A 24,315-nucleotide genomic window follows, 5' to 3' on the forward strand; every position below is an offset into this window, starting at 1 on the left:
TCATGATCCCCATCCATCCCGCCGCCGCGCCCACGATCGAGAGCCTGGACGGCTTCCTGATCGAGGACAAGGAGCGCGGCGACTATCGCCTGCACCGCCGCGCCTTCACCGACCCGGCCCTGTTCGAACTGGAGATGAAGCATATCTTCGAGGGCAACTGGATTTATCTCGCCCACGAGAGCCAGATCCCGAACAACAACGACTACTACAGCACCCACATCGGGCGCCAGCCGGTGTTCATCGCCCGTAACCGCCAGGGCGAGCTCAATGCCTTCATCAACGCCTGCACCCACCGCGGCGCGCAGCTGTGCCGCCACAAGCGCGGCAACAAGGCCACCTACACCTGCCCGTTCCATGGCTGGACCTTCAGCAACAACGGCAAGCTGCTCAAGGTGAAGGACCCGGAGGACGCCGGTTACCCGGACTGCTTCAACAAGGAAGGCTCGCACGACCTGAAGAAGGTGGCCCGTTTCGAGAGCTACAAGGGCTTCCTGTTCGGCAGCCTCAATCCGGACGTGCTGCCGCTGGCCGAATTCCTGGGCGAGGCGGGCAAGATCATCGACATGATCGTCAACCAGTCGCCGGACGGACTGGAAGTGTTGCGCGGCTCGTCCACCTACACCTTCGAAGGCAACTGGAAGCTGCAGGCCGAAAACGGCGCGGATGGCTATCACGTCTCGGCCGTGCACTGGAACTACGCGGCCACCACCAGCCGCCGCAAGGAGCAGACCGAGACCCGTCCCGACAATATCCGCGCCATGGACGCGGGCAAGTGGGGCAAGCAGGGCGGCGGCTTCTACGCCTTCGAGCATGGCCACATGCTGCTGTGGACGCAGTGGGCCAATCCGCAGGACCGGCCCAACTTCCCGCGCCGCGAGGAATACGCGCAGCGCTTCGGCGGCGCCACGGCCGACTGGATGATAGGCCGCTCGCGCAACCTGTGCCTGTATCCGAACGTGTACCTGATGGACCAGTTCGGGTCGCAGATCCGCCTGCTGCGCCCCCTGTCGGTGGACAAGACGGAAGTGACGATCTACTGCATCGCGCCCAAGGGCGAGCCGGACGAGGCGCGTGCGCGCCGCATCCGCCAGTACGAGGACTTTTTCAACGTCAGCGGCATGGCCACGCCGGACGACCTGGAGGAGTTCCGCGCCTGCCAGCAGGGCTACCTGGGCAGCGCGCTGGAATGGAACGACATGTGCCGCGGCAGCACGCACTGGATCGAAGGCGCCGACGCGGCCGCCCGTGAAATCGGCCTGCAGCCGGTGATGAGCGGCCTGAAGACGGAGGACGAAGGCTTGTACACCATCCAGCACCGCTACTGGCTGGACGTGATGCGGCGCGCCGTGGGCGGCGAAGGAGAGCAGGCATGAGCGCCATCACCCTGGACCAGGTCCACGCCTTCCTGTACCGCGAGTGCCGTCTGCTGGATGACCAGCAGTGGGACGAGTGGCTGGCGTGCTACCACCCGCAAGTGCAGTACTGGATGCCGTCGTGGGATGACGATGGCCAGCTGATCACCGATCCGCAACGCGAGATTTCGCTGATCTTCTATCCCACCCGCCAGGGCCTGGAGGATCGCGTGTTCCGCATCAAGACCGAGCGTTCCAGCGCCACCATGCCCGACACGCGCACCAGCCACAACATCTCGAACGTGGAGATCGAACGGCAGGAAGGTTCGCGCGTGACGGTGCGCTTCAACTGGCAGACGCTGAGCCACCGTTATCAGACCGATTTCAGCCACTTCGGCATGATGCGCTACGAGATCGATTTTGGCGGCCCGCAGCCGTTGATCACCAATAAGTACGTGGTGCTCAAGAACGACTACATCCAGCAAGTGATCGACATTTACCACCTGTAGCAAGCCCGCTTTACCGCAACAGAACCAGGAGAGAGACGATGAGCTACCGCATCGCACTGCAGTTTGAGGACGGGGTGACCCGCTTCATTTCGTGCAACGACAACGAGAAGCTGGCCGACGCCGCATACCGCCAGCAAGTCAACATACCGCTCGATTGCCGCGATGGTGCCTGTGGCACCTGCCGCGGGCTGTGCGAGACGGGCAGCTACGACATGCCCGAGTCGAGCTACATCGAGGACGCGCTGACGGCGCAGGAGGCGGCCCAGCGCCACGTGCTGGCCTGCCAGATGAAGCCCACCTCGGACTGCGTGGTGCGCATTCCCGCCACGTCGGCCGCCTGCAAGACGGGCGTGTCCCGTTACGCCGGCAGCCTGGCCCAGGTCAAGCGCCTGTCGGAGACCACGCTGGGCTTCGCGATCGAACTGGAGGAGGGCGCCGACGTGGGCTTCCTGTCCGGCCAGTACGTCAACGTGGAAGTGCCGGGCACGGACCTCACGCGCTCCTACTCGTTCAGTTCCGCGCCGGGCGCGCGGCGCTACGAGTTCGTGGTGCGCAATGTGCCGCAGGGCCGCATGAGCACCTTCCTGGCGCAGGATGCGCAAGTGGGCCAGCCGATCGCCTTCTCCGGCCCGTATGGCAGTTTCTACCTGCGCGAGGTGCGGCGCCCCTTGCTGCTGCTGGCCGGCGGCACGGGCATCGCGCCGTTCCTGTCGATGCTGCAGGTGCTGGCCGCCAGCGGCTTCCGCCAGCCGGTGCGCATGGTGTTCGGCGTGACCAACGACGTGGACCTGGTGGCGCTCGACCACCTGGAACGCATCGCGGCCAGCCATCCCCAGTTCAGCTACCGCACGGTGGTGGCTTCGCTCGACAGCGCCCATCCGCGCAAGGGCTATGTGACCCAGCACGTGGACCCGGCCTGGCTCAATGGCGGCGACGTCGATCTCTACCTGTGCGGCCCCGTGCCCATGGTGGAGGCGGTGCGGCGCTGGCTGGACGAATGCGGCGTGACACCGGCCAATTTCTACTTCGAGAAGTTCTCGGCCAGCAGCGAGGTGGCAGCATGAGCGCGCGCCGGTTTGAAGGACAGGTGGTGGTGGTGACGGGCGCCGCCCAGGGCATCGGCCGCGGCGTGGCGCTGGCGCTGGCCGGCGAGGGCGCGCGGCTGGTGCTGGCCGACCGTTCGCCGCTGGTGGAGGAGGTGGCGGCCGAGGCGCGGGCGCTGGGTGCGCCGGTGCTGGTGGCCATGGTCGACCTGGAGACGTGGGCCGGCGCCGAACAGCTGGTGGCGGCCGCGCTGGCCGAATATGGCCGGGTCGAAGTGCTCGTCAATAACGTGGGCGGCACCATCTGGGCCCAGCCCTACCAGGAATACACGCCCGAGCAGATCGAGGCCGAAGTGCGGCGCTCGCTGTTCCCCACCTTGTGGTGCTGCCGCGCCGTGCTGCCGGACATGGTGGCGCGCCAGCAGGGCGTGATCGTCAACGTGTCGTCCATCGCCACCCGCAGCATCTACCGCATTCCGTATGCCGCGTCCAAGGGCGGGGTGAACGCGATGACGGCCAGCCTGGCGATGGAACACGCGCAGAACGGCATCCGCGTCAACGCGGTGGCCACCGGCGGCACGGACGCGCCGCCGCGCCGCATCCCGCGCAACGCGCAGCCGCTCAGCGCGCAGGAGCAGGCCTGGTACCAGGGCATCATCGACCAGACCGTGGCCAGCAGCCTGATGCACCGCTACGGCACCATCGACGAGCAGGTGCGCGCCATCCTGTTCCTCGCCTCCAGCGAGGCGTCGTACATCACCGGCACCGTGCTGCCGGTCGGTGGCGGCGATCAGGGTTGATCCACACCATACCGGGAGCCAGGCCATGCCTGTAGTACGCAGCAACGATATCGACATTCATTTTGAGACCGAGGGCGATCGGCATCTGCCGGCGCTGCTGTTCTCCAATTCGCTGGGCACCGACTGGCGCATGTGGCAGCCGCAGGCCGAGCATCTGCGCAGTCGCTTCCACGTGATCCGCTACGATACCCGCGGCCACGGCCAATCGGGCACGCCGTCCGGCCCCTGCAGTCTGGCGCAACTGGGGCACGATGTGCTGGCGCTGCTCGACCACCTGGACATCGAGCGCGCCCACGTGTGCGGCATCTCGATGGGCGGCGCCACGGCGCAGTGGCTGGGCATCTACGCGCCGCAGCGGCTGCGCAAGCTGGTGATCGCCAATTCGGCGGCCCGCATCGGCACCGAGGCGGGCTGGCGCGAGCGCGCCGCGCTGGCCCGCCGGGAAGGGCTGGACGACATCGCCGATGGCGCCCCGGCGCGCTGGTTCGGGCCCGCGTTCGCGGCCGCCGAACCGCAGGCGGTGGCGGCGCTGGTGGCCACGCTGCGCGCCGGCAGCGCCCATGGTTACGCCGCCTGCTGCGATGCGCTGGCGGGCGCCGACCTGCGCCCGCAGCTGCCATTGATCGCCGCGCCCACCCTGATCATCGCCGGCGCCGCCGATCCGGTGACGACGGTGGTCGACGCGCAAGCCATGCGGCAGTTGATCCCGCACGCCGAACTGGTAACGCTGGCCGCCTCGCACATCTCGAACATCGAGGCGGCGCCGGCGTTCAACGAGGCCCTGGCCAATTTCCTGGCCGATTGAAGGGCGCCCGCCGCCGCGCTTGCAGCACCCCATGACGGACCGCCACCGATAAGGGCGGCCGGACTTCACAACAACAGGAGACACGATGCACCAGGCTGCCCGCCATCAGCAGGACCCGTCACGCCCGGACGCACCGCCCGAACCGGCCGGTGCGCCGCGCGCGGCCAGCGGTTCCTTGCGCCTGTTTTTCGCTGACTGGTCCCTGTCGGCCATGGTGGCGGGCTTCCTGGCCGTGCTGGTGTCCTTGTCCGGCCCGCTCACCATCTTCTACCAGGCCGCCCAGGCGGCGCATATGTCCAACGAGATGTTCGCCTCGTGGGTGTGGGGCATTTGCGTGGGCGCCGCCGTGGCGGGAATATTCCTGAGCTGGGTGTTGAAGGCGCCCGTCATCACGGCCTGGTCGGCGCCCGGCACGGCGCTGCTGATTCCCCTGTTCCCCGGCCTGTCGATTCACGAGGCGGTGGGCGCCTACATCACGGCCGCCGTGCTGCTGCTGGCGATTGGCCTGTCGGGTGGCTTCAACCGGCTGATGGCGCACGTCCCCAAGGGCATCGCCAGCGGCATGATGGCCGGTATCCTGCTGCCGTTCGGGCTGAACGCGTTCAAGGGCAGCGGCACGCTGCCGCTGCTCACCGGCGGCATGATCATTTCCTTCCTCATTTACAAGCGCTGCTTCCCGCGCTACAGCGTGGTGCTGTTGCTGGCGACGGGCGCCGCCATCGCCGGCGCCACCGGCCTGACCCATTTCGGCGGCGTGCGGCTGGAACTGGTCGCGCCGCACTTCATCGCCCCGGCATGGTCGTGGACCAGCACTTTCAGCCTGGCCTTGCCGCTGGTGCTGACCACGCTCACGGGCCAGTACCTGCCCGGCATGGCCATCCTGCGCTCCAGCGGCTACGACAGCCCGGCGCGCCCCATCATCGTCGTCAACAGCCTGGCCTCGCTGGCCACGGCGCTGGCGGGCGGCATCACGATCGCCATCGCCGCCATCACGGCCGCCATGTGCACCGGCCGCGACGCCCATGAGGACCCGGCCCGGCGCTACGTGGCCGGCATTGCCAATGGTTTGTTCTACCTGCTGGCCGGCGCCTGCGGCGGCTCGGTCGTGATGCTGTTTGGCGCCTTGCCGCATGAACTGATCGTCACCCTGGCCGGCCTGGCGCTGCTGGGACCCGTCACGGTCAACCTGGTCCATATCGCTTCCGCGCCGGAGCGCGACGCGGCCGTGCTCACATTCCTGGCCACGGCGTCCGGCATGACCTTGTTCGGCCTGGGCTCGGCCTTCTGGGGCATTGTGATCGGCGTGATCGCGCACCGCCTGCTGCGTGCCGAAACACCCGCCCCGGCCGCGCCAAAGCAAAACTGATTCACCTGTTCCAACGTCGTATCGATCGCAGTACCCACACCTACAACACAGAGGGAGACAAACATGCAGCAAATCGATGTTCAACAACTGTCGGATGGAGCGCGCTTCAATCGCTTCCATGCCGGCGTGCTGGCCTGGTGCGCCGTCATCATCATCTGCGACGGCTACGACCTGGCCGTGGCCGGGATCGCACTGCCTTCGATCATGAAGGCCATGGGCGTGACGGCCCAGAACGCGGGCTTCATGGTCAGCTCGGCGCTGTTCGGCATGATGTTCGGCGCCATCTTCCTCGGTTCCGTGGCCGACCGCATCGGCCGCCGCTACGCCATCGCCATCTGCCTGGCGCTGTTCAGCGTGTTCACGGCCGCCGCCGGCCTGGCGCACGACCCTTATCTGTTCAGCGCCATGCGCTTCCTGGCCGGCCTCGGCATCGGCGGCGTGATGCCCAACGTGGTGGCGCAGATGACCGAGTACTCACCGCGCCGCATCCGCGCCACCATGGTCACGCTGATGTTCAGCGGCTATGCGGTGGGCGGCATGCTGGCGGCGCTGCTGGGCAAGGGGCTGATCGAGTCCTACGGCTGGTCGTCCGTGTTCCTGGCCGCCGGGGTGCCGGTGGTGCTGATCCCGTTCATCCTCCGGAGCTTGCCGGAGTCGATGCCGTTCCTGATTCGCCGCCAGCGCTTCGATGAGCTCAAGCGCATCCTGGCCCGCATCGAGCCGCAATACCTGCCCGGCGCGCGCGACCAGTTCGTGTCGGCCGGCAGGGAGCGCGCAGGCGCCGCTTCCATCGGCCAGTTGTTCCAGGAGGGCCGTGGCTTCAGCACCGCCATGTTCTGGGTGGCCTTTTTCATGTGCCTGTTCATGGTCTATGCGCTCAGTTCCTGGCTCACCAAGCTGATGGCCAGCGCTGGCTACAGCCTCGGTTCGGCGCTGACGTTCGTGCTGGTGCTGAACTTTGGCGCCGTGATCGGCGCCATCGGCGGCGGCTGGCTGGCCGACCGCTTCCACATCAAGTACGTCCTGGTGGGCATGTATGCGCTGGCCGCCGTGTCGATCACCCTGCTCGGCTTCAAGGTACCCACGGCCGCGCTGTTCGTGCTGGTCGGCCTGGCCGGCGCGTCCACCATTGGCACCCAGATCGTCACCTATGCCTACGCGGGCCAGTTCTACCCGGCCGCCGTGCGCGCCACCGGCATCGGCTGGGCCTCCGGTGTGGGCCGTGGCGGCGCCATCATCGCCCCGATCGCCATTGGCACGCTGGTCGGCCTGGCCTTGCCGCTGGAGCAGAACTTCATGGCGATCTCCGTTCCCGCCGTGATCGCGACCATCGCGGTGGCGCTGATCCGGCACGGCCGCTCCGCATCGGCCGTCCAGGAGGGCGGCGATGCGGCGGGTGGCTTGCGCACGGCGGCCGCTTAAGGATGCCTGAGGGCCGCCAAGGCAGCCTTATTTATAGAAGCCGGCGCCGACCACGTAGTCGTCGCTGCGCTCGACGTAGGATTTTTTCTGTTGCAGTTGCCCGGTGGCCGGGTTGATCCATTTGTATTCGACCCAGCCGCTGCCGGCCGTGCTGGCGATGCGCACCATCTCGCGACTGAAGGCGAATCCATTGGCATCCTTCAGCTCCGCCAAGTCCTTGCCGACGATGCGTGGATTGGAGGGATTGCACACCATCTTGACGTGCATGTCCTGGATGAAGACGTAGGAAGCGCCCGCCATGTAGCCCTTGGCCGGGTCGCCGAAATCGGCGCAAGCCTGCTGCAGGCCGCTGGCCTTCAAGTGGCCGATGGCCTTCTTGACCAGTTGCCGGGCGCTGTCTTCCGGCGTGGCCAGCACCGCTGGCGCGCTGGCGCCGCCGACGGCGGCCAGGGTGGCGATGGCCAATAGTTTTTGTAACGTCATGGTGGTTCTCCTTGGGGACTGCGGTGGTGAGTAAAGGCGTAGTGAGTGTTTTACCCGCACATGGTATATAGCCAGTGTGCGATTATCAATCATGTGGGCGTTATTCGCACACAATAATAATCAAGGAGCAAACAATGAACAACACGATCCGCCGCGCCTGCGCGCTGCTGGCAATGGGCGCCGCGAGTGGCGCCATGGCGCAAAGTTCGGTCACGGTCTACGGCCTGCTCGATACGGGACTGGCCCACATGACCAACACCAACGCCGCCGGCGATGCGGTGACGAAGATGCCGTCATTGACAGGTTCATTCCCGTCGCGGCTGGGCTTTCGCGGCGCCGAGGACCTGGGCGATGGCTTGCAGGCCATCTTCACGCTGGAATCGGGACTGGCGATGGATACCGGCGCCATGGGGCAGGGCAACCGCCTGTTCGGGCGCCAGGCGTCGGTGGGCTTGAAGGGCGCGTTCGGTACGGTCTCGCTGGGGCGCCAGATCAACATGACCTACGTGGCCTTGACCAAGACGGATGTGCTGGGGCCTAACCTGTTCTCGATCAACAGCATCGATCCCTACCTGCCGAACGCGCGCAGCGACAACGCCATCGGCTACCTGGGCAATTTCAACGATGTCGTGCTGGGCGCCACCTATAGTACGGGGCGCGACGGCTCGGCCGCCGGCGGCCCGTCCGCCACCAACTGTCCGGGCGAGGTGCCCGGCAACGCCAAGGCCTGCCGGCAGGTCACGGGATTGATCGGCTATGAGACCAAACCGTTCGGCGTCAATGCTTCCTACGACATCATGTATGGCAACGCCGGCGCGGCCAATGGCCTGACCAGCAGCGACAACAGCGACCGGCGCGTGACGGTGAACGGCTACGTGATGGCGGGTGCGGGCAAGCTAGCGGGCGGCGTGATCGAGCGCACCACGCGGGCGGTCGCCGGCGTGACGCGTTCGGACCTGTATTACTTCGGCGGCAGCTATCCGGTGGCGCCGCAGGCAACGCTGGATGTGCAGGTGGCCAGACGGGACGTGAAGCACAGCGACGCCGACGCCACCATGCTGGTGGCACGCCTGAGCTACTACCTGTCCAGGCGCACGGCTGTCTATGGCAGCGTGGGCCACATGAAGAACAGTGGACTGTCGGCCATTGCGCTCGATGCGGGCGGCACGGTCGGGGTGGGGAGGACGCAGAACGGCGTGATGGCCGGCCTGCGCCACACGTTCTGATTCTGGGCAAGGCGAAGGCGCCGGCGTGGGCCGGCGCCGGTCAGGGCAGCAGGATGGCCAGCGCCTGGGCGCCTTGCTGCAGCACCGGCAGGAACTCCTGCTCCAGTTGCCGCACGCTGACGCGGGCCGCTTGCGCGCCCACGTTGAGCGCCGCCAGCACCTTGCCCGAGGCACCGCGCACGGGCACGGCGATTGAACGCAGGCCCAGTTCCAGTTCCTCGTCGTTGACGGCGTAGCCAGCCTGGCGCACGCCGGCCAGGATCTCGCGCAACCGTTTGACGGAGGTGACCGTGTTGTCCGTCATGGGCCGCAGACGGGTCCGGGCCAGGTACTGGTCCAGTTCAGCGGGCGGCAGGTGGGCCAGCAGCACGCGGCCCAGCGAGGTGCAGTAAGCCGGCAGCCGGCTGCCCGTGTTGAGCGCCACCGACATCACGCGCGAGGTGGCCGCGCGTGCCACGTACAGCACTTCATCGTCCTCCAGCACGGCCAGCGAACTCGATTCGTTGAGCGTGCGGCTGATGTCGTTCAGGTAGGGCTGGGCCGAGACGGTGAGCGGCGTCGACGACAGGTAGGAGTAGCCCAGCGTGAGCACCTTGGGCCGCAGCGTGAAGTTGTTCAGCTCCGCGTCCACGTAACCCAGCTCGCGCAGCGTGTGCAGGCAGCGTCGCACGGCAGCGCGCGGGATGCCCGTCTTCTGGCTGATGCTGGCGATGGTCTGCGGCTTGCGCGCATCGCTGAACGCATGCAGCACGGCCAGGCCGCGCGCCAGCGAAGTCATGAAACTGGGATCGGTCAGCGCGTCGATCTGTTCGGAGATGGTCAGTTCGCGCTCCGGCGCCGGCGCGGCGGCGGGACGGTCGTTGGTGGTGGTCTTGGGCATGGCGTGATTTTAATGCAGCGGGCAGTTTCGATAGTTGTTTTTTTCTTGACCTGGCCATCCCGCTCTCGCTACACTGGATGTGCGGTTATCAATCATTAGTTCGATAATCGCACAACTGAGATAAGCAAGGTGGAAATATGATCGACAAAACTTATGCATCACTACAGCGGGCCGTGGCCGATGTGCACGATGGCGCCACTGTCATGATCGGTGGCTTCGGCAATGCCGGCATGCCCTCGGCGCTGATCGACGCGCTGATCGAACAGGGCGCGCGCGAGCTCACCATCGTCAACAACAACGCCGGCAATGGCGACACGGGGCTGGCCGCGCTGCTGGCCGCCGGCCGGGTGCGCAAGATCATCTGCTCGTTTCCGCGCCAGGCCGACTCGCACCATTTCGACGCCCTGTACCGGGCCGGCAAGATCGAACTGGAGCTCACGCCGCAAGGCAACCTGGCCGAGCGCATCCGCGCCGCCGGCGCCGGCATCGGCGGCTTCTTCTCGCCCACCGGCTACGGCACCCAGCTGGCAGAGGGCAAGGAGACGCGCGAGATCAATGGCCGCATGTATGTGCTCGAATCGCCCATCCATGCCGACTTCGCGCTGATCAAGGCGCTGCGCGGCGACCGCTGGGGCAACCTGGTGTACCGCAAGACGGCCCGCAACTTCGGCCCCATCATGGCGATGGCGGCCAAGACCACCATCGCCCAGGTGCGCCAGGTGGTGGCCCTGGGGGAACTGGACCCGGAAGTGATCGTCACCCCGGGCATCTTCGTACAGCGCGTCGTCAAGGAGGCCGCATGATGAACCGATACACCCGCGACCAGATCGCCGCCCGCGTGGCGCAGGACATTCCTGAAGGCGCCTACGTCAACCTGGGCATCGGCCTGCCGACCAAGGTGGCCAACTACCTGCCGCCCGAGCGCGAAGTGTTCCTGCACAGCGAAAACGGCCTGCTCGGCATGGGCCCCGCGCCCGCGCCCGGCGAGGAGGACGAAGACCTGATCAACGCCGGCAAGCAGCCCGTCACGCTGCTGACGGGCGGCGCCTATTTCCACCACGGCGACTCGTTCGCCATGATGCGCGGCGGCCATCTCGATATCTGCGTGCTGGGCGCGTTCCAGGTGGCGGCCAACGGCGACCTGGCCAACTGGCACACGGGCGCGCCGGACGCCATTCCCGCCGTGGGCGGCGCGATGGACCTGGCGATCGGCGCCAAGCAGGTGTTCGTGATGATGGACCACCAGACCAAGGACGGCGAAAGCAAGGTCGTGGCCCAGTGCAGCTACCCGCTCACGGGCGTGGGCTGCGTCGACCGTATCTACACCGACCTGGCCGTGCTCGACGTCACCCCGGCCGGCCTGGCCGTGCGCGAGATGGCGCCCGGTCTCACCTTTGAAGCACTGCAGGCCGTCACCGGCGCGCCGCTGCTGCCCCCCAACGACTGAACGAGGACACCATGCAACAAGCTTTTATCTGCGACGCCATCCGCACCCCCATCGGCCGCTACGGCGGCGCGCTCAAGGACCTGCGGGCCGACGACTTGGGCGCCGTGCCGCTGCGCGAACTGATGCGCCGCCATCCCGGCCTGGCCTGGCAGGAAGTGGACGACGTGATCTATGGCTGCGCCAACCAGGCCGGCGAGGACAACCGCAACGTGGCGCGCATGTCGGCGCTGCTGGCCGGCCTGCCGCAGGAAGTGCCCGGCTCCACCGTCAACCGCCTGTGCGGTTCGGGCATGGACGCGGTGGGCACGGCGGCGCGTGCCATCATGGCGGGCGACGCCAGCCTGATGATCGCCGGCGGCGTCGAGTCCATGACGCGGGCGCCGTTCGTGATGGGCAAGGCCGATGCCGCCTTTTCCCGCAACGCGGCGATCTACGACACCACCATCGGCTGGCGCTTTCCCAATCCCCTGATGCAGCGCCTGTATGGCGTGGACGCCATGCCGGAGACGGCCGAGAACGTGGCCGACGATTACGGCATCAGCCGCGCCGACCAGGATCGCTTCGCGCTGGCCAGCCAGCAGAAGACGGCGCGCGCCCAACGCGACGGCCTGTTCGCCGACGAGATCGTGCCCGTGGCGCTGCCCCCGGCCCGGCGCGGGGGCGGGGCGGGCGAACCCGTGCTGTTCGCGCAGGACGAGCATCCGCGCGAGACGACGCTGGAGGCGCTGGCCAAACTCAAGGGCGTGGTGCGGCCCGATGGCAGCGTCACGGCCGGTAACGCCTCTGGCGTCAATGATGGCGCCTGCGCGCTGCTGCTGGCCAGTGCGCAGGCGGCCAGCCGGCATGGCTTGACGCCGCGCGCGCGCATCATCGGCATGGCCACGGCCGGCGTGGCGCCGCGCGTGATGGGAATCGGCCCGGCGCCGGCCAGCCAGAAGCTGCTGCGCCAGTTGGGCCTGACGCTGGACCAGATGGATGTGATCGAGCTCAATGAAGCGTTCGCCGCGCAGGGCCTGGCCGTGCTGCGTGCGCTGGGACTGCGCGACGATGATCCGCGCGTCAATCCGTATGGCGGCGCCATCGCGCTGGGCCATCCGCTGGGCATGAGCGGGGCGCGGCTGGTCACCACGGCCATGTACCAGTTGCACCGGAGCGGCGGCCGCTACGCCTTGTGCACCATGTGCATCGGCGTCGGGCAGGGCATCGCGATCGTCATCGAACGGGTGTAGCGGGGCGGCGGGGCGGCTTGCCCAGGCCGGGATCGGCGATGCCGTACTTGGCCGCCAGCCGCTTCGCGTCGCCGCTGCGGCCGAGGGCGTCGATGCCGTCGTTGAGCACCTCCAGCAGTTCGGCGCCATAGGGCACGTTACGACTCACCATCATGTGAAATGGCGAGGGCGCCAGGTCCGGCAGCGCGCCGTAGGCGATGCCCAGCACTTTGAAATCGACCTTGCCCAGCGCCTGGTAGCCCAGCGCGATCTCGAGCCGCTCGGGCACGGCGTCACAGCGGTTGTTCTTGAGCTTGAGCAGCGACTGGATCAGGTCTTGCGCGCCGGTGTCCATCTGCGCCGGATTCAGGCCGAACGCGGCATAGGTATAGCCGTTGATGCCGCACAGGCGCAGCTTCTTCAGGTCCGGCGCCGTCTCGACGGCCGGCCTGGGGCGCGCCAGGTCGTAGAAATAGACCAGGTGCTGGCTGTAGTAGGGCTTGCTCACCAGGTAGATCCTGGCCCGCTCCGGGTTGCTGGCCAGGTCCGTCATCATGTCGTGCATGCCGAGCCGGACGGATTCCGTGCACCGCTTCCAGGGTAGCATGTCGAAGGTGTAGCGCAAGCCTTTGCGCTCCAGGCTCAGTTGCAGCATCTCGGCCGAATAGCCGGTCACCTCGTCGGTCGCCCCGCCCAGGTCGCGCTTGAAATACAGGTAGGGCGGCCATTCGGCGATCTGCCCGCACACCCGGATCACCTGTTCCGGCGCCAACGGCGTGGCGTGCGCACCGGCGTTCACCCCGGCGAGCAGCAGGGCGATGGTGGGCAGGGCGACGGTGGTCATTCTCATGCGGGATCCTGGACGGCCGGAGCCCCCATCTTACTGGACAGCTTGCAAACTTTCTAGCCGACAATAGGTCATCATGCTAAGAAATATGGAGTTGACGCCACACCCCGTCAGCGCTCCTCGTGTTGATCCTTGTCGCGCCGGCCTTCGTTCTGCCTGCCTTGAGGCCCGCGGCGCTCCTCGCCACGCTCGGGCCGTTGCGCCGCCTCGTGTGGTGGGGCGGCCCGGCCGGGTGGCGTCGCTTGCTGGTGTGGGGCAGGCGCCTGCTCGCGCGGCGGGGGCGGGCGGTTGGTCTCCATGCGATTGGGCGGCGGCGATGGCAGAGGTTGTGGCGCATGCGGCGGCGGACCATAGTGCGGCACGGCTTGCTGTTGCCGCTGTTGCGGATGCTCCGGCTGTGGCGGACGTTGCTGCTGCTGCTGCTGCTGCGCGTGCTCCTGCCGGCCCGGCGGCGCATGCTGACGTTCCGGCGCGATGGGTGGGGCGGGCCGGGGGGCGGGTGCCGCTGGCTGGAAGTGCTGCTGCGCCAGCGCGTCATGCGGACGGTAGCGGTAATGCTGGCTTTGCAGGTTTTGTTGCTGGGCTGGCTGCGGATAGCGGCTGCCCGCGTACTGGCGCTGGTAAGTGGGCAATGGTGCGGGCGCGGGCACGGCGCGGCGGTCCCAGTGTTCCCAGCCTTCGTGGCGGCGCTCCCAGTCCGGTCCCCAGTGGCGGCCCCACATGGGCGGCTCATCGCGACGCCAGTCCACGAAATAGACGGGCGGCGCGAGGTAGTAGCGCACGGGCACGCGCAGGACGAACAGCGGCACCGCGTCCGGCCCCACGTAGGACCACGGGCCGTTGTACCAGGTGCTGACATACCAGCTGTCGCCGATCAGCAGCCAGTACAGGCCATCGTAAAAGAAGAAATTGGCGTGCAGCCGGGGCGCGTAGTAGACCGGGTAGCCCGGCACGGGCACCAGTTCCGGGTAGGTGGAGACGCTGAAGTTCAGGCTGACATAGGTGGCCGCGCTACCCAGCAAGGGTGCGCCGGCCAGCAGCCAGCAAAGTAGTAGCCGGTTTCTCATGATCGTTCCTCCGCGCCGTTATCGCCGCTGGCACCGCCGGTACTGGTTGTCGCGTTTGCATGCGCGTTTGCATAGTTTCATGCTAGCAGAATGGCACCATCCTTGTCGTACCCGGTGCACCTACCGTGCGCGGCCATGGTAACTGGCGGTCCCATTTTGCTTGCCGCTGTCGTATGATGGACAGCAACGGCCCGCAGCCCGGCCACAGCCAAGGATGAGCATGATCAGCATCGTCGCGGCGCATCGCGCCGGCTTATTTGTACGGAACCAGATTCTGCGCAACGTGATCGCCGGCGTGATCGTCGGCGTGGTGGCGTTGCCGTTGGCCATGGCCTTCGCCATCGCTTCCGGCGCGCGGCCCGAACAGGGCTTGTACACGGCCATCGTGGCCGGGGCGCTGGTGTCGGCCTGCGGCGGCACGCGGGCCCAGATCGCCGGTCCCACGGGCGCCTTCATCGCCATCCTGGCCGGCGTGACGGCCCGCTACGGCATCGACGGCCTGCAGGTGGCCACGCTGATGGCCGGCCTGATGCTCGTCACCATGGGCTTTGCCGGCATGGGCGCCGTGATCCGCTTCATTCCCGCGCCCGTCATCGTCGGCTTCACGGCCGGTATCGGCGTCATCATCTGGGTGGGGCAGTGGAAGTATTTCTTCGGCCTGCATCCGGTCGAGGCAGGCCATTTCCACGAAAAGTTGTGGAACCTGATCCAGATCCTGCCCCAGCTGCACCTGGCCACCACGGGGCTGGCGCTATTGAGCCTGCTGCTGGTGCTGCTGTCGCCGCGCATCCCCGGCCTGCGCCACGTGCCGGGACCGCTGGTGGCGATGGTGGTGACCACCGTGGTCTTTGTGATCTTCCGTTTCGACGGTGTGGCCACCATCGGCAGCGCGTTCGGCGGCATCCCGCAGCAGTTGCCCGGCTTCAAGCTGCCGACCGTATCGCTGGCGCGCATAGTTGAACTGATCAGCCCTGCCTTCACCATTGCCATGCTGGGCGCGATCGAGTCGCTGCTGTCGGCCGTGGTGGCCGACGGCATGGCCGGCACCCGCCATGATTCCAACCAGGAGCTGATCGGCCAGGGCCTGGCCAACATCGCCGCGCCGCTGTTCGGCGGTTTCGCCGCCACCGGCGCCATTGCGCGCACGGCCACCAGCATCCGTAACGGCGGTACCAGCCCGCTGGCCGGCATCGTCCACTCCATCACGCTGGTGCTGATCGTGCTGGCGCTGGCGCCGCTGGCGGCCAGCGTGCCGCTGGCCGCGCTGGCCGCCATCCTGTTCGTGGTGGCCTACAACATGAGCGAGATCAAGCACTTCGCGCGCATGGTACGGCGCGCGCCGCGGGCCGACGTGGTGATCCTGCTCATCACGTTCCTGCTGACGGTGTTCGCTGACCTGGTGGTGGCCGTCAACATCGGCGTGATCCTGGCCACCATGCACTTCCTGCGCCGCATGTCCAGTTCCGTGGAAGTGCAGTCGCAGACGGACAAACAACTGGCCCAGGAGCTGGCCGAGCAGGGCTTGCAGTCGCTGCCGCCCGGTGTACTCGTGTACGGTATCGAAGGGCCGGTGTTCTTCGGCGCCGTGGAGAATTTCGAACGGGCCCTGATCCAGACGCACACGGAACCGCACATCCTCATCATCCGGCTGCGCCATGTGCCGTTCATGGACATCACGGGCATCCAGACGCTGGAGGAAGTGGTACGCAAGATGCAGGCGCGCGGTGTGCGGGTGCTGCTGTGCGAGGCCAACGAACGCGTCAAGGCCAAGCTGGAGAAGGCTGACCTGTTCGACGTGCTGGGACCGTCCGACTACCAGCAGGAGTTCGGCGCGGCGCTGGCGCGCTGCAAGGACGAGATCGCCCACGGTGGCCGCAAGCGTTCGCCGGTGACGTTGCAGGCGGAAAAGCTCGTCAACGTCAGCAAGCACTTCTTCGCCAACAAGCACGATGTGTAGTCGCTGATATTCTAGCTGCCACGAGGCGTCAAATGGGTTATGGGAGGCTTTGACTGCTTTCGCCATGAGCAGCCCTTCTATTCCTCCGCCAGTCTGATATTGCTTTACTCATTTTCATACGGCAGATGCCTAAGTCTCCGCGGATACTTATTCTGCGTTCTCTGCCAAATTAAGTTGCCGTCCATGCGAATTCAAGTCTCACCCGATGCACGTCTTTTTGTCGATGTCGATGGCTCCGGTCTCGTGCCAGACGGCGCAGGCATGCGAGAAAAGCCGACGCTACTATTGCTTCATGGCGGTCCTGGTTACGACCACGCTGGCTTTAAACCAGGCTTCTCTCGGTTGGCGGACATCGCCCAAATCATCTACTACGACCATCGCGGCCATGGCCGAAGCGACCGGCGCCCCATCGAAGAATTGACTCTAGACACCTACGCCGAAGACGTCGTGCGGCTGTGCGACGCACTGGGCATAACCAAACCCATACTCCTCGGGCAGTCATTCGGAGGCTTCGTCGCCCAGCGTTACATCGACAAGTATCCGGAACACCCGGCGAAAGTCATCCTTTCCAGCACGTCCCCGAGCCTTGGATTGGCCCGCAAGCTAGCCGTGTTCGAACGCCTGGGCGGTACGGAGGCACGTGACGCCGCAGAGCAATTCTGGCGTTCGCCCAGCGAAACCACATGGGTTGCGTATCAGCGCGTGTGCAAGCCTTTATATTCGCAAGCTCCGCTAGCCTGTGGCGATGTGGTGCCTCGCACTACTGTCAACAAAGATATCCTGTTTGCATTTGCAGGCGAGGAGCAGCAAATCATGAACTTGCTGCCGGGACTGGCGCGAGCACAATGTCCGGTCTTAGTGCTTGCCGGCGAGCTCGACCCGGTATGCCCGCTGGAGGATGCGAAGGATATCGTCGCCGCCTTACCTGCGCATTTCGTTCAATTTGAACAGTTTGACGGTTGCGGTCACGGCGTGTGGAGAGATGCCCCGGATGCTGCGTTTGCGCGGATACGGCGGTTCATCAATGAATAAATGGGAGCAGCGTGCGGCCAAAAGCCGCCAGCCCGGTATGCCAATACATCAGTGTTAGAACATTAGTGATGTGGTTGCTTATCAACGAGGCAAGTTTATTTCGTGCCACCGCAAGTAGTCGAGTCCGGAGGTAGTAAGGCAGAGACTACCAGCCGAATCTCGGCTCACTAGCCCAAGGGTCGTCAGGATGCCCGCTTCAGGGAAAATCGGCTGGTAGACGCGCCCGAGACTTTCCATCAACTGCAATGTGTTGAGTTCTTTGATGCTCAGGCTTGGAAACACGTTAGTTCTCCCCTGGGGGACAGATCGATTGGCATTCGTCAGTTGCAGTGTATGCCTTTGGTGAACGTTCACCTAACACTATTGGATTCTCTGCTGGATCATTCACATCTGCGGCACATGAAGGTCGGCAACTGGGCGGCTTCAGCCTGAAGTGAGGATTTGTGAGCTTTGCTGATAAGCAAGCTGCTATCCTGAACGCCGTTGGGCGAGGTCGGCCAATAACTGCTGGTCATGCTGGTCCACCAAAGCGCGCTGTCTCTGCAAACCAAGCATGCTATAAATGCAACTTATTTCAGTTGTTTGTGATTTTACGTGGCTTGTTCATTTTGTTAAGCCTAATGAGCGTTTTGCAGTTTATAACAAGTTAGGCGTCATGAAGCACCTCGCACTGGCTGTCTCCCTCGCACTCCCGAACCTGGCGTATGCCGGGGCGTCTCCATTCGTGCGGGCAGAACTGCTCAGCAACGGAGCCACGTTGAGTTTGCAACGCCATGATGGCAGCAAGTTTGTTGCGCCCAAGTTCGATGATCAGGACTTTTTCGACAAGCCGGCCATCGCAAGCAATTTCTCCTATGTCGGCTGGCTTGCCCTGTTTCCAGATCGCGGGGCTTCGTACTCCCAGCCGTTGTATCTTGTGATTCTGGATTGGTCTAATCGAGTCCATCGCTTTCAAGGCAAGTTTGGCATGGTTTTCGGATGGTGCTTTACGGAAGACGGACGTTCTGTAGTGTATGAGTATAGTTTCCCGCACGGCACAACTCCCATCGCCTTTGACATGCGCCGCATTGAGGATGGAAAGCTTCTGCGCCGGTTTGAACTCGCCCCGGTCGCTCCTAAAGACGATGAGGACGCGGTTCTTCAAGCAAAGACTCCAAGATGGGCGAGGTGCGCGGAAAAAAACGCACGCGGGCAATAATGATGTTCCGAACATTTTCACTGGACGCTTGGTTCATGCCTGCGCGGTTCTTTCGACGGGATTGATCGTCTCCGTGCCGGTGACTTTATACCCATCGGAATTGCGCGTCGAGGAGTTGGATGGATTGATTTCAAGGGTGGCTTCGGGGCGACAGCAACCGGCCAGGAGTGGGCGGCTGAATATGATTTTGGAGCTTCTATGAAAGAGTTGCGGTTTAATATTTTCGGTGCCCTCATCGCTATAACTGATTCAGGCGGGGTTTGGCAGGCCTGTTACCTTGGGACTGACGGGAAGCGCCGACCAGCAGACTTTGTGGTGCCGAGTGATGTTGCTGAGGATGAGTTATGTGAATATCTAGCTGACCTCTACCACGAGAACGCGACACCTCGAAACCCTAATGCCGTGCAATTGACCTGAGTCCGCGCTCGGCCAGGAGCGGACGGTCAAAGCCGCCCGGTGCTGAAGCCCGACTAAAACTAGTTCGGAGTGATTCGATGGCAGCAGATGTTGAGACGATGTTGTTCCCAACCCAGGTAGCGTTTGCGCGGTGGCTGGCAGCGCACCACGATAGCTCTGACGGGGTATGGCTGCAGCATGCGAAGAAAGGGGCTCCGGTCCCTAGCATAAGCTATCAAGAGGCATTGGAAGTTGCGCTGTGCTTCGGCTGGATTGATGGCCAGAAGCGTTCGCTCGACCTGCATCACTATTTGCAGCGCTGGACGCCCCGTCGCCCACGCAGTCTATGGTCCAAGGTCAATCGCGAGAAGGTGCTGAGGTATATTGAGGAGGGTAAGATGCAGCCGAGCGGCCTGGCTGAAATCGAACGAGCGAAAAAAGATGGTCGATGGGATGCAGCCTACGATTCGACTAGCATGGCGAACGTGCCGCCCGAACTCCATGCTGCATTCGCGGACCACCCCGGGGCAGCTGAATTTTTTGCCACTCTCAAATCTCAAAACAGATATGCAGTGTTGTTCCGGGTGCAGACTGCAATAAAGCCTGAGACCAAACTACGCAAGGCGCAGGAGTATGCAGCCATGCTGGCTCGGCATGAGACGCCTCATCCGATCATGGCTAAGAAGCCGAGCAAGGCGGCCGAGGATGCGACATAAGTGAAAGGGGGCGACTCATCGCGGCAACTATGCGAGTCGCCCGCCACCGTGACTCATTACGAGTTTGTTTTTGATAATTCACCTGCGCGTTGCTCGTCCGGTTGTATCAGCACGCGGAACCGGCCCATCCGCGGAAAACTGCCCGCCGGATCAAATCCGAACGCGTCCACATGAAGGAAGGACGGCGCGCGTCCTGCCTACTCAAACGCTACTGACAGAAACTGTCAGCGCTTGCCCTTAGCATAATGTTTCGCGACGTCACAAGCGCGCCATACTTTGAACTTATGCGGAGAGCACCATGATCGACCCCAATTTCATCCTGCTGTATGTGGACAACCCGCAAACCAGCGCCACCTTCTACACCGAGCTGCTGGGCGTGGCGCCGGTGGAGGCGTCGGCCACCTTCGCGCTGTTCGCGCTCAAGTCCGGCCTCAAGCTGGGCCTGTGGGCGCGCCACACGGTGCAGCCGGTGGCCATGGCCTCCGGTGGCGGCGCGGAAATCGCGTTCGCCCAGGCCGACCGCAGCGCCGTCAACGACATCTACGCCGACTGGGTGGAGCGCGGCGTGACCATCGCCCAGCGTCCGGTACAGATGGATTTCGGCTACACCTTCGTGGCGCTGGACCGCGACGGCCACCGCCTGCGCGTGTTCACGCCGGAGTGAGGGCGGCGTTCACGCCTGGCGCTGCAGCGTGAACATCGACACGCCCAGTGCGATCAGCAGCAAGCCGGTGGCGCCGTTGAACCATCGGGCACGGCGTCCGCCGGCCATGAAGCGCAGCACCGGGCGCGCCAGCGCGATGTAGGTCAGGTGCGACAGCATGGCGCAGGCGGCGAAGGTGGCCGTGAGCAGCACGAAGCGCGCGCCGCCCGCATCGCCGCCGCCCATGAAGCGCGGGAACAGGGCGATGAAGAACATCAGGCTTTTCGGATTGGTGAGCGCCACCAGCAGCCCTTGCCTGAGCGTTTGCCAGTCGCCCTGGGCGTGCGCGGTGGCCGCTGGCGTCGCCTGGCCGGGGCCGGCGGCGCCGAATCCCCGTTGGCCGCATTGGCGCCAGCCCAGCAGGATCAAGTAGCCGCCGCCGGCCAGTTGCAGCATGAGGAAGGCCGTGGCCGAGGTCTTGAACAGCAAGCCCACCACCGTCACCGACAGCGTGGCCACCATCAGGATACCGAGCGCGTTTCCGCATGAGCTGCACAAGGCCTTGCGCGGCCCCAGCGTGGCGCAGTTGGCGATGGCCAGCAGCACGCCGGGGCCGGGCGAGAAGGTGGTGAGCAGGGAGATGGTCAGGAACAGCAGCCAGGTCGAAACGGTCATCATGGTCGGGGGCTCGTCAGGTGGTCGGGAGCATCAAGGCAGGCCATTGGCGCCGTGGGCGGCAAAGCCGGGCCGTTGCAGCAGGCGTTCGTGGTAAGCCGCCACTGCCGGCAGCGCCGGGCGCGTGATGGGCGAGAGCAGCCAGCGGTTCACCGACAAGCCGATCACCACGTCGGCCAGCGTGAACGCCGCGCCCGCGACGTGGGCGCCCGTGCGCGCCAACTGGCCGTCGAGGATGGCCATGCGGCGGTTCCAGTCCTGCACGCTGGCCTCGGCCGCCGCCGCGTCGCCGAACGCGGGGTTGCGCCGCACCAGGTGCATGAAGGCGTAGCGCCACGCGCTGTTGAGGTCCGTGGCTTGCCAGTCCATCCATTGCTCCACTTGCGCGCGCGGCGCGGCGGCCGCTGGCAGCAGGGCGCCGTTGCCGTAGCGTGCGGCCAGGTAGCGGCAGATGGTGTTCGATTCCCACAGCACCAGGTCGCCATCTTTCAGCACGGGTACGGTGGCATTCGGGTTAAGCGCCAGGAACGATGGGGTGGCGGTGGCTGGTCCGGCGCCGCCCCACGCTTCGAGCGTGTACGGCAGATCCAGTTCGGCGCAGGTCCACAGCACCTTGCGCACGTTGATCGATACGGTATGGCCGAGGATGGTCAGCATGGTTGGTTTCCTTTGCGTTCGATGGTGGACAGTATGGCAGTGTATGGCCTGCAGATAAATAATCTATAATTTTCAATACTATTAACCATTAATTCATAATCGCCATGGACAAGCTGCGCAGCATGGAAGTATTCGCGGGCGTGGTGGGGGCGGGCAGTTTCACGGCGGCGGCGCGTCAGTTCGAGATGTCGACCGTCATGGTGGGCAAGCACATCGCCAGCCTGGAACAGCAACTGGGCGCGCGCCTGCTCACGCGCACCACGCGCCGCCAGGCGCTGACGGAGATCGGCGCGCGCTACCACCAGCAGTGTTTGCAGATACTGAGCCTGGTGCGGCAGGCGGAAACGGGGGCGGAAGCCATGCGCAGCGAGGCGCGCGGCACGCTCAAGGTGAGCGCGCCGGTGGCGTTCGGCAGCGAGTGCCTGGCGCCGGCGCTGGCTGATTATCTGGCCCGGTATCCCGAAGTGTCGGTCGATCTGGACCTGGGGCCGCGCGTGGTCAATATCGTCGATGAAGGGTTCGACGCGGCCATCCGCATCGGCACGCTGGATGAATCGGCGCTGGTGGCGCGGCCGTTGCGGGCCTATGGCATGGTGATCTGCGCCGCGCCTTCCTATCTTGAGCGGAACGGCTGGCCGCGCACGGCGGCCGATCTGGCGCAGCATCAATGCCTGGACTTCCTGCACTGGAAGCGCCTGGTGCGCTGGCGGCTCGATGGCGGCGACCAGCAATGCACGCCGCCGCAAAGCCGCTTCCGCTCCAACAACGGGCAAGCGTTGAAGCGCGCCGCGCTGGCCGGCCTGGGCATCGTGATGCAGGCCGAGATCGTGCTGCAGGAGGAACTGCGCAGTGGCCAGCTGGTGCGGCTGTTGCAAGAGCATGTGCCGCCCGCACGCCCCATGCACCTGGTCTACCCGCGCGACCGCCAGGCCACGCCCAAGCAGACTAGCTTCATCGAGTTTGTGATGGAGCGGTTTGGCAAGTAGGCGCACCCGGTGGACGCACGCGCATCCAACATCGTGGATGATTAAGTCTTGATGGCAAACAACTCGATTTCGAGTTCCTTGATGATAATGGGCGCATAGATCGCGATCATGCGTTCCTTTCGGATCGCCTGGCAGTGGTCGCTCTTGTTCACCAGCGAGAAATAGTAGGTGTTCGGCTGCACCGGCACCTCCACCGGGACCTGTGCCAAATGGAGCAGCTCCGCACCTGGCAGTGCGCTCTTGACAAAGGTATCGACGGCGTTGGGTGTGCCTATCTTGAAGAGGCGCGGCACCTTCTCTACCAGCTCCAGCGCTGGCATGTCGGCGCGCACGGCGAGATAGAACGGGGCGTCCGAATCGGCCAGTTCGGCATCGATGGGGGCCTGCCAGAAGCAGGTTTTCTCGATCGTCAGGGGGATTTTGATCAACCTGGACGATACGACGGTGTCGAGCAGTTCGTTGATGATGCCGACCAGTGTCGCGAAGCCTGGCGCGGGGTCTTCATGCGGGTAGGCGGGCAAGTCGTTCAGCGCATACTTGGTCGAGAATGCCATCAGCGCGCCGGCAAGGTTGGCTAGCCGATCGAACAGGACTTCCGGGTGACAGTGTTGGGCTTTGGCGTGGATGGTCAGGTTAGCGCCGATCGTCGTCAAAGCACCGAGCATCGAGAATGAAGTCGAGCCGCCGCTGTGTGCCTCGACCGCGTATCCATTCGGCCGGCGTTGCAGTTGGTAGAGTGCGTCGATCTTCGTGGCGACCTTCGCCAACAGACCAAACAATAGGCGCTCCAGCGCCGGGGATGCTTTGGCCGCCACGCAGGGCGAAATGAACTCTGGGTCGATCGCGAAGCTGCCGTCCACTTTGCGCGATAGTTTCACTACCGGAATACAGTCATATCCCTTGTGCGGTTCAAGGTGTGACAAGAGCCGGACCGCCTTCCTCACATGGGAGATGGGAGCGGGCGCCCCGTCCGAGTGCAAGTCGGCCGTTTGCACGGTGAATGAGGTGTAGCGGGCATCGTCGAGTGACGCATTGATGCGGGACACATTGCCGCCATGGGCTTTCAGAATGGGGAGCGCGGCGTAAAAGGTGAAGTTTTGTTCGTCGGCGGGCAGCTCGCGCAGATCGATGGGCAGGGGCAGGGCGTCGGATGTCGGCGCCTGGTAAATGTCGCCCGTCTGGAAGATCAGCGACATGCGCTCCGCAGCGAGCGAATTGTTCGCCAGTGCGTTTTCATCCCACGTTACCGACTGCACGCCCCAGATGTGCGGATTGAGCGCCTTGGCCAAGTATTGCACGCGTGCTTCGTGATAGAGGTCCAGTTGCTGGAAGTGCTGGGCTTCCAGGCCCAGTCCCTTTTCCCACAGCAGTTTTGGCGGCAAGCTCATCGCGTTCTCCCTGTCGGCTGGTCCGGCGGACTGTGCCTATTCGGCTAGTGTGGAGAGGTCGCGAACGATGCTGTTGATTTTCCTCATGAGAAGAACCTGGCCGCCCGCCATGGCGCACCAAGCAAGACGACGCGAAGGCCATGCCTGAATTCTAACGATGCGTTGTTCGACCTCAAAGCTCGCGAGCGGCCTCATGCGAATATCGGTCGGGT

At 64.9% G+C, this 24,315-nt stretch carries 25 protein-coding genes; 18 read left to right on the plus strand and 7 right to left on the minus strand.

Annotation, left to right across the window (positions count from 1 at the left end; all coding sequences use genetic code 11):
* The first annotated feature begins 2 nt into the window (after window positions 1-2).
* The 7 genes from benA to H3H36_RS16850 all read left to right on the plus strand — a co-directional run bounded on the left by benA (window position 3) and on the right by H3H36_RS16850 (window position 7,297).
* Window positions 3-1,373, plus strand: coding sequence for a benzoate 1,2-dioxygenase large subunit (gene benA / locus H3H36_RS16820; RefSeq protein WP_182219247.1), 1,371 nt, complete (start codon window positions 3-5; stop codon window positions 1,371-1,373).
* Entirely contained in the window at window positions 1,370-1,861 is a 492-nt protein-coding gene (gene benB / locus H3H36_RS16825; protein ID WP_182219248.1) for a benzoate 1,2-dioxygenase small subunit, read from the plus strand. Before benA ends, benB begins: the two co-directional genes overlap by 4 nt.
* Window positions 1,862-1,899: 38 nt before the next feature.
* Entirely contained in the window at window positions 1,900-2,925 is a 1,026-nt protein-coding gene (benC, locus tag H3H36_RS16830; RefSeq protein WP_182219249.1) for a benzoate 1,2-dioxygenase electron transfer component BenC, read from the plus strand.
* Window positions 2,922-3,704, plus strand: a complete 783-nt coding sequence (benD, locus tag H3H36_RS16835; protein ID WP_182219250.1) for a benzoate diol dehydrogenase BenD — start codon at window positions 2,922-2,924, stop codon at window positions 3,702-3,704. The genes benC and benD overlap by 4 nt, the downstream gene beginning before the upstream one ends.
* A 25-nt stretch (window positions 3,705-3,729) precedes the next feature.
* Window positions 3,730-4,509: a 3-oxoadipate enol-lactonase gene (gene pcaD, locus H3H36_RS16840; RefSeq protein WP_182219251.1), complete on the plus strand. Its 780-nt coding sequence runs from the start codon at window positions 3,730-3,732 to the stop codon at window positions 4,507-4,509.
* Between the two features lie 85 nt (window positions 4,510-4,594).
* Complete coding sequence (locus H3H36_RS16845; RefSeq protein WP_182219252.1) at window positions 4,595-5,875, plus strand: benzoate/H(+) symporter BenE family transporter; 1,281 nt, start codon at window positions 4,595-4,597, stop codon at window positions 5,873-5,875.
* A gap of 63 nt (window positions 5,876-5,938) precedes the next feature.
* A complete protein-coding gene (locus tag H3H36_RS16850) occupies window positions 5,939-7,297 on the plus strand; it encodes an MFS transporter (RefSeq protein ID WP_182219253.1) in 1,359 nt (452 codons plus the stop codon).
* Between the two features lie 27 nt (window positions 7,298-7,324).
* Here H3H36_RS16850 and H3H36_RS16855 read toward each other — a convergent pair whose 3' ends face one another.
* Window positions 7,325-7,780 (minus strand): cache domain-containing protein, encoded by a 456-nt coding sequence (locus H3H36_RS16855; protein ID WP_182219254.1) that lies wholly within the window; start codon window positions 7,778-7,780, stop codon window positions 7,325-7,327.
* A gap of 134 nt (window positions 7,781-7,914) precedes the next feature.
* Between H3H36_RS16855 and H3H36_RS16860 the strand changes: the two genes are divergently transcribed.
* Window positions 7,915-9,006: a porin gene (locus tag H3H36_RS16860; protein WP_182219255.1), complete on the plus strand. Its 1,092-nt coding sequence runs from the start codon at window positions 7,915-7,917 to the stop codon at window positions 9,004-9,006.
* A 40-nt stretch (window positions 9,007-9,046) separates the two neighbouring features.
* On the opposite strand, the gene H3H36_RS16865 is transcribed toward H3H36_RS16860, so the two are convergent.
* Window positions 9,047-9,886 carry an IclR family transcriptional regulator domain-containing protein gene (locus H3H36_RS16865; RefSeq protein ID WP_182219256.1) on the minus strand — a complete coding sequence of 280 codons (840 nt, stop codon included), beginning with the start codon at window positions 9,884-9,886 and terminating at the stop codon, window positions 9,047-9,049.
* Window positions 9,887-10,023: 137 nt separating this feature from the next.
* Between H3H36_RS16865 and H3H36_RS16870 the strand changes: the two genes are divergently transcribed.
* Genes H3H36_RS16870 through pcaF form a run of 3 tightly spaced genes read left to right on the plus strand, consistent with a single transcriptional unit; the run spans window position 10,024 to window position 12,562 of the window.
* Window positions 10,024-10,689 (plus strand): 3-oxoacid CoA-transferase subunit A, encoded by a 666-nt coding sequence (locus H3H36_RS16870; RefSeq protein WP_182219257.1) that lies wholly within the window; start codon window positions 10,024-10,026, stop codon window positions 10,687-10,689.
* Entirely contained in the window at window positions 10,689-11,333 is a 645-nt protein-coding gene (locus tag H3H36_RS16875; protein WP_182219318.1) for a CoA transferase subunit B, read from the plus strand. Before H3H36_RS16870 ends, H3H36_RS16875 begins: the two co-directional genes overlap by 1 nt.
* Window positions 11,334-11,344: 11 nt before the next feature.
* Window positions 11,345-12,562 (plus strand): 3-oxoadipyl-CoA thiolase, encoded by a 1,218-nt coding sequence (gene pcaF, locus H3H36_RS16880; RefSeq protein WP_182219258.1) that lies wholly within the window; start codon window positions 11,345-11,347, stop codon window positions 12,560-12,562.
* Here the strand turns inward: pcaF and H3H36_RS16885 are convergent.
* Both H3H36_RS16885 and H3H36_RS16890 read right to left on the minus strand, forming a co-directional pair.
* Complete coding sequence (locus tag H3H36_RS16885; protein ID WP_182219259.1) at window positions 12,546-13,391, minus strand: substrate-binding periplasmic protein; 846 nt, start codon at window positions 13,389-13,391, stop codon at window positions 12,546-12,548. The genes pcaF and H3H36_RS16885 overlap by 17 nt on opposite strands.
* A gap of 107 nt (window positions 13,392-13,498) precedes the next feature.
* Complete coding sequence (locus tag H3H36_RS16890; RefSeq protein ID WP_182219260.1) at window positions 13,499-14,455, minus strand: hypothetical protein; 957 nt, start codon at window positions 14,453-14,455, stop codon at window positions 13,499-13,501.
* A 220-nt stretch (window positions 14,456-14,675) separates the two neighbouring features.
* On the opposite strand from H3H36_RS16890, the gene H3H36_RS16895 reads away from it, so the two are divergent.
* From H3H36_RS16895 to H3H36_RS16915, 6 genes are all read left to right on the plus strand, one after another.
* Complete coding sequence (locus tag H3H36_RS16895) at window positions 14,676-16,412, plus strand: SulP family inorganic anion transporter (RefSeq protein WP_182219261.1); 1,737 nt, start codon at window positions 14,676-14,678, stop codon at window positions 16,410-16,412.
* A 183-nt stretch (window positions 16,413-16,595) separates the two neighbouring features.
* A complete protein-coding gene (locus tag H3H36_RS16900; protein ID WP_182219262.1) occupies window positions 16,596-17,444 on the plus strand; it encodes an alpha/beta fold hydrolase in 849 nt (282 codons plus the stop codon).
* Window positions 17,445-18,006: 562 nt separating this feature from the next.
* A complete protein-coding gene (locus tag H3H36_RS16905) occupies window positions 18,007-18,642 on the plus strand; it encodes a hypothetical protein (protein ID WP_182219263.1) in 636 nt (211 codons plus the stop codon).
* Window positions 18,643-18,840: 198 nt separating this feature from the next.
* Window positions 18,841-19,059: a DUF7661 family protein gene (locus tag H3H36_RS27850; protein ID WP_229219954.1), complete on the plus strand. Its 219-nt coding sequence runs from the start codon at window positions 18,841-18,843 to the stop codon at window positions 19,057-19,059.
* 77 nt (window positions 19,060-19,136) lie between these two features.
* Window positions 19,137-19,754: a YdeI/OmpD-associated family protein gene (locus H3H36_RS16910; protein ID WP_182219264.1), complete on the plus strand. Its 618-nt coding sequence runs from the start codon at window positions 19,137-19,139 to the stop codon at window positions 19,752-19,754.
* Between the two features lie 298 nt (window positions 19,755-20,052).
* Window positions 20,053-20,418, plus strand: coding sequence for a VOC family protein (locus tag H3H36_RS16915; RefSeq protein ID WP_182219265.1), 366 nt, complete (start codon window positions 20,053-20,055; stop codon window positions 20,416-20,418).
* Between the two features lie 9 nt (window positions 20,419-20,427).
* On the opposite strand, the gene H3H36_RS16920 is transcribed toward H3H36_RS16915, so the two are convergent.
* Both H3H36_RS16920 and H3H36_RS16925 read right to left on the minus strand, forming a co-directional pair.
* Window positions 20,428-21,075: a LysE family translocator gene (locus H3H36_RS16920; RefSeq protein WP_182219266.1), complete on the minus strand. Its 648-nt coding sequence runs from the start codon at window positions 21,073-21,075 to the stop codon at window positions 20,428-20,430.
* A 30-nt stretch (window positions 21,076-21,105) separates the two neighbouring features.
* Window positions 21,106-21,729 (minus strand): glutathione S-transferase family protein, encoded by a 624-nt coding sequence (locus tag H3H36_RS16925; RefSeq protein ID WP_182219267.1) that lies wholly within the window; start codon window positions 21,727-21,729, stop codon window positions 21,106-21,108.
* 104 nt (window positions 21,730-21,833) lie between these two features.
* Between H3H36_RS16925 and H3H36_RS16930 the strand changes: the two genes are divergently transcribed.
* On the plus strand, window positions 21,834-22,715 hold the full coding sequence (locus H3H36_RS16930; RefSeq protein WP_182219268.1) for a LysR family transcriptional regulator: 882 nt from the start codon (window positions 21,834-21,836) through the stop codon (window positions 22,713-22,715).
* 41 nt (window positions 22,716-22,756) lie between these two features.
* Here H3H36_RS16930 and tssK read toward each other — a convergent pair whose 3' ends face one another.
* Window positions 22,757-24,103 (minus strand): type VI secretion system baseplate subunit TssK, encoded by a 1,347-nt coding sequence (gene tssK, locus H3H36_RS16935; protein ID WP_182219269.1) that lies wholly within the window; start codon window positions 24,101-24,103, stop codon window positions 22,757-22,759.
* Window positions 24,104-24,315 lie beyond the last annotated feature (212 nt).

This window comes from Rugamonas fusca, assembly GCF_014042365.1.
GTDB lineage: Bacteria > Pseudomonadota > Gammaproteobacteria > Burkholderiales > Burkholderiaceae_D > Rugamonas > Rugamonas fusca.

What these genes read in the sequence shown, in the direction of transcription:
- benA (WP_182219247.1), top strand. Translation starts at nt 3, where the DNA reads ATGATCCCCATCCATCCCGCCGCCGCGCCCACGATCGAGAGCCTGGAC.
- benB (WP_182219248.1), top strand. Translation starts at nt 1,370, where the DNA reads ATGAGCGCCATCACCCTGGACCAGGTCCACGCCTTCCTGTACCGCGAG.
- benC (WP_182219249.1), top strand. Translation starts at nt 1,900, where the DNA reads ATGAGCTACCGCATCGCACTGCAGTTTGAGGACGGGGTGACCCGCTTC.
- benD (WP_182219250.1), top strand. Translation starts at nt 2,922, where the DNA reads ATGAGCGCGCGCCGGTTTGAAGGACAGGTGGTGGTGGTGACGGGCGCC.
- pcaD (WP_182219251.1), top strand. Translation starts at nt 3,730, where the DNA reads ATGCCTGTAGTACGCAGCAACGATATCGACATTCATTTTGAGACCGAG.
- H3H36_RS16845 (WP_182219252.1), top strand. Translation starts at nt 4,595, where the DNA reads ATGCACCAGGCTGCCCGCCATCAGCAGGACCCGTCACGCCCGGACGCA.
- H3H36_RS16850 (WP_182219253.1), top strand. Translation starts at nt 5,939, where the DNA reads ATGCAGCAAATCGATGTTCAACAACTGTCGGATGGAGCGCGCTTCAAT.
- H3H36_RS16855 (WP_182219254.1), bottom strand. Translation starts at nt 7,780, where the DNA reads ATGACGTTACAAAAACTATTGGCCATCGCCACCCTGGCCGCCGTCGGC.
- H3H36_RS16860 (WP_182219255.1), top strand. Translation starts at nt 7,915, where the DNA reads ATGAACAACACGATCCGCCGCGCCTGCGCGCTGCTGGCAATGGGCGCC.
- H3H36_RS16865 (WP_182219256.1), bottom strand. Translation starts at nt 9,886, where the DNA reads ATGCCCAAGACCACCACCAACGACCGTCCCGCCGCCGCGCCGGCGCCG.
- H3H36_RS16870 (WP_182219257.1), top strand. Translation starts at nt 10,024, where the DNA reads ATGATCGACAAAACTTATGCATCACTACAGCGGGCCGTGGCCGATGTG.
- H3H36_RS16875 (WP_182219318.1), top strand. Translation starts at nt 10,689, where the DNA reads ATGAACCGATACACCCGCGACCAGATCGCCGCCCGCGTGGCGCAGGAC.
- pcaF (WP_182219258.1), top strand. Translation starts at nt 11,345, where the DNA reads ATGCAACAAGCTTTTATCTGCGACGCCATCCGCACCCCCATCGGCCGC.
- H3H36_RS16885 (WP_182219259.1), bottom strand. Translation starts at nt 13,391, where the DNA reads ATGAGAATGACCACCGTCGCCCTGCCCACCATCGCCCTGCTGCTCGCC.
- H3H36_RS16890 (WP_182219260.1), bottom strand. Translation starts at nt 14,455, where the DNA reads ATGAGAAACCGGCTACTACTTTGCTGGCTGCTGGCCGGCGCACCCTTG.
- H3H36_RS16895 (WP_182219261.1), top strand. Translation starts at nt 14,676, where the DNA reads ATGATCAGCATCGTCGCGGCGCATCGCGCCGGCTTATTTGTACGGAAC.
- H3H36_RS16900 (WP_182219262.1), top strand. Translation starts at nt 16,596, where the DNA reads ATGCGAATTCAAGTCTCACCCGATGCACGTCTTTTTGTCGATGTCGAT.
- H3H36_RS16905 (WP_182219263.1), top strand. Translation starts at nt 18,007, where the DNA reads ATGCAACTTATTTCAGTTGTTTGTGATTTTACGTGGCTTGTTCATTTT.
- H3H36_RS27850 (WP_229219954.1), top strand. Translation starts at nt 18,841, where the DNA reads ATGAAAGAGTTGCGGTTTAATATTTTCGGTGCCCTCATCGCTATAACT.
- H3H36_RS16910 (WP_182219264.1), top strand. Translation starts at nt 19,137, where the DNA reads ATGGCAGCAGATGTTGAGACGATGTTGTTCCCAACCCAGGTAGCGTTT.
- H3H36_RS16915 (WP_182219265.1), top strand. Translation starts at nt 20,053, where the DNA reads ATGATCGACCCCAATTTCATCCTGCTGTATGTGGACAACCCGCAAACC.
- H3H36_RS16920 (WP_182219266.1), bottom strand. Translation starts at nt 21,075, where the DNA reads ATGATGACCGTTTCGACCTGGCTGCTGTTCCTGACCATCTCCCTGCTC.
- H3H36_RS16925 (WP_182219267.1), bottom strand. Translation starts at nt 21,729, where the DNA reads ATGCTGACCATCCTCGGCCATACCGTATCGATCAACGTGCGCAAGGTG.
- H3H36_RS16930 (WP_182219268.1), top strand. Translation starts at nt 21,834, where the DNA reads ATGGACAAGCTGCGCAGCATGGAAGTATTCGCGGGCGTGGTGGGGGCG.
- tssK (WP_182219269.1), bottom strand. Translation starts at nt 24,103, where the DNA reads ATGAGCTTGCCGCCAAAACTGCTGTGGGAAAAGGGACTGGGCCTGGAA.